Origin of the sequence: Pseudoalteromonas sp. MSK9-3, from assembly GCF_003590335.1 — a bacterium.
Classification (GTDB): Bacteria; Pseudomonadota; Gammaproteobacteria; order Enterobacterales; family Alteromonadaceae; genus Pseudoalteromonas.
In genome coordinates this window covers 1-746 of the sequence record NZ_MIET01000075.1, presented here as the reverse complement: position 1 = coordinate 746, position 746 = coordinate 1, and the positions used below count along the sequence as shown (strand labels likewise).

General features: G+C 42.9%; 2 tRNA genes and 1 rRNA gene. All 3 read right to left on the bottom strand.

What is annotated here, in order from left to right:
• Positions 1 to 320: 320 nt before the first annotated feature.
• A tRNA-Ala gene (locus BGP78_RS22465) sits at positions 321 to 396 on the bottom strand.
• Positions 397 to 445: 49 nt separating this feature from the next.
• A tRNA-Ile gene (locus tag BGP78_RS22460) sits at positions 446 to 522 on the bottom strand.
• Between the two features lie 77 nt (positions 523 to 599).
• A 16S ribosomal RNA gene (locus tag BGP78_RS22455) occupies positions 600 to 746 on the bottom strand; the annotation flags it as partial.

Genomic DNA, 746 nt, shown 5'->3' with positions numbered 1-746 from the left:
TCCTTCATCGCCTCCAACTGCCAAGGCATCCACCGTATACGCTTAGTCACTTAACCATACAACCCAAAATGGTTTGTATCGTCAAAGACAGTTTAAACTTCGCCAGAAGTTAATATTGAATACTAAAGTAGATGCTAATTAATCAATGATTAATTGGCATTGTTTTACTTTTGAAAACTCTTTATAGATACGAATATCTATAAGAATTTATTTATCAGCTTTTCCAAATTTTTAAAGAGCAAGAGAATTTAACTTCTCAAAGAGAAACACACTTCATACTCAGGATATACCCGAAGTATGCTTTTCTTTCAAAAGTAAGGTGGTGGAGCTAAGCAGGATCGAACTGCTGACCTCCTGCGTGCAAGGCAGGCGCTCTCCCAGCTGAGCTATAGCCCCACAATACTGGAATGACATTGTTTGTTACCAAGCTAAAAGGTTAGCAAAGTGGTGGGTCTGAGTAGACTTGAACTACCGACCTCACGCTTATCAGGCGTGCGCTCTAACCAGCTGAGCTACAGACCCAAACAATGTTTGTGTTCTCTAATTCTATTCAGCAATCATCTGTGTGGACACTACGAACAAATAAGTTCTAAATCGTATAAGGAGGTGATCCAGCCCCAGGTTCCCCTAGGGCTACCTTGTTACGACTTCACCCCAGTCATGAATCACTCCGTGGTAAGCGCCCTCCCTAAGGTTAAGCTACCTACTTCTGGAGCAACCCACTCCCATGGTGTGACGGGCGGTGT